The 1,741-nt window shown below is 43.7% G+C and carries 2 pseudogenes; both read left to right on the top strand.

Features of this window, described 5'->3' with window-relative positions:
• A pseudogene (locus B5F87_RS20420) lies at nucleotides 1-282 on the top strand (IS200/IS605 family accessory protein TnpB-related protein); the annotation flags it as partial.
• Between the two features lie 1,169 nt (nucleotides 283-1,451).
• Nucleotides 1,452-1,741: pseudogene (locus B5F87_RS20400) on the top strand (hypothetical protein); the annotation flags it as partial.

Here is a 1,741-nt window from a genome sequence, read left to right as displayed (position 1 = left end):
CTCGCTTATGACGGTTCCGGGAAGGTCGCGCGCGGGAAGGATGCGGGCTTTTCCTCCGCCAGCCTCTGCCGTTTTTCCACTGGGAAGGTCTACAACTGCGACCTTTCCGCTTCAAAAAATATCGCGGCGCGGTATTTCATCCGCGTCCTATTAAAATCCATTCCTGTGAAGGAACGGTTGCTGGCCCAGGCAAAAGTCCCTGGGCTCAGCAGACGGACCAGTTGCGTCCTGGCTACACTCATTCGTTTTACTGCGGTGCTCGGCACACTGAAGGCGGCGTAAGCTGCCGCGTGACTGAGTTGCTGAGGAAAAACGGTATCTGTAGTCGGGCATCCCATGCCGCCTAAAGCGGCAGTCAGGCAGCTTTCCATACGAGACATCTTAGTGCCTGATGCGATGGGAAGCCCCGCCTATAATCTTGTATTTAGGCGGGGAGGGTTCACGGCAGCACTATTCACTTGTATTTCATGGTATTTGGCATACGGCATTTATATCATTGTAGCACTGTTCGGAATCTCTTTAATAGGAATTCTAATCGGATTCCTACTTATAAAAAGATCAAATGAATCCGAGGACATAGACTTTCACAAAGACCGGATTATTGCCTTTGTGCTGGGAATAGCTTCATCAGTGGCTCTTGCGTGCTTTCTTTCGTTTCTTGTTTTTGCCATTTTGAAGTTTGTGTTCGCTTAATCCATTTTGCCCGTCCTTCTGAGGATGGGCTTTTATTTTTTCGAAATATTCTGCTTTCCTGATTGCAATTAAATCTTCAATATGCGGGAGATAAAAATCATACATGAATAAATTTTTGTCAGAAAGATTAACAAGGTTCTTTATAAATAATCGTATAGGGTGAGAATTAAATAAATCTAATATATTAGCCATATCATCTAAGGAATATCATTCTCTTTGCTCCCCAAACGAAACGTTTCGTTTTTGTCATATTATTTATGAGCGTAGAAATCCTATACGGATTGAAAGCGCAAACTTCATACATTTTCCCTTTCAGCCCACCTCTTATGAGGTGGGTTTCCATTATTTCTGAGAAATATTTTCCAACGCTATTGCATTTTCGTAACCTCATTTGTATAATGAGACCAAGCATGGTAAAGAAATATTTTCTCATTCTTCCGGTATGAAAATTTTGGATTTTGTCATATTAATACCGGAAACAGAAAATGATTCTTTCAGCAGGAGAAGGAATGGGTTTCTTCCTATTATATATAGCGAATGACAGTGTGTCCTTATGACAAATGAACTCTGTTCTGCATGAGAGCAAAGCTTTCCAGCTTCGTCATAAGGGAGCCGGGGTTTATTCAGGAACAGGATTCTTCTAACAGAAAATGAATTCCGTTCTCCACCCGGAACGAAAAAATCCGTTTCCATCATATTAATACCGGAAGGAAAAGTTCCTTCTCCAAGAAAATAATTCGTGAAAGGGGAAATGAGACATGACGAAGAAGAACATCATGCGGGCATCTGCAGCGGCCCTGGCCTTTTGCCTTCTGGCAACGGCGGCGCCGGCCATAAACGCAGACGCAAAGGCAAAACCGAAGCTCAATAAGAAAAAGATCACGATCAAGGTCGGTAAGACTAAAAAGCTTAAGGTGAAGAACCTCAAGGGTAAGAAGGTGAAGTGGAAGACTAGCAACAAAAAGGTCGTTAAGATCAAAAAGACCGGCAAGAAGACCGTGGTGAAGCTGAAAGGCAAGAAGGCCGGCACGGCTACGATCACGGCGAA

It is taken from the genome of Eubacterium sp. An3, assembly GCF_002159465.1.
In the GTDB taxonomy this organism is placed as follows: domain Bacteria; phylum Bacillota; class Clostridia; order Lachnospirales; family Lachnospiraceae; genus Anaerobutyricum; species Anaerobutyricum stercoris.
Note: the sequence above shows the minus strand (reverse complement) of the source record. Positions and strands in the feature narration are given on the sequence as shown.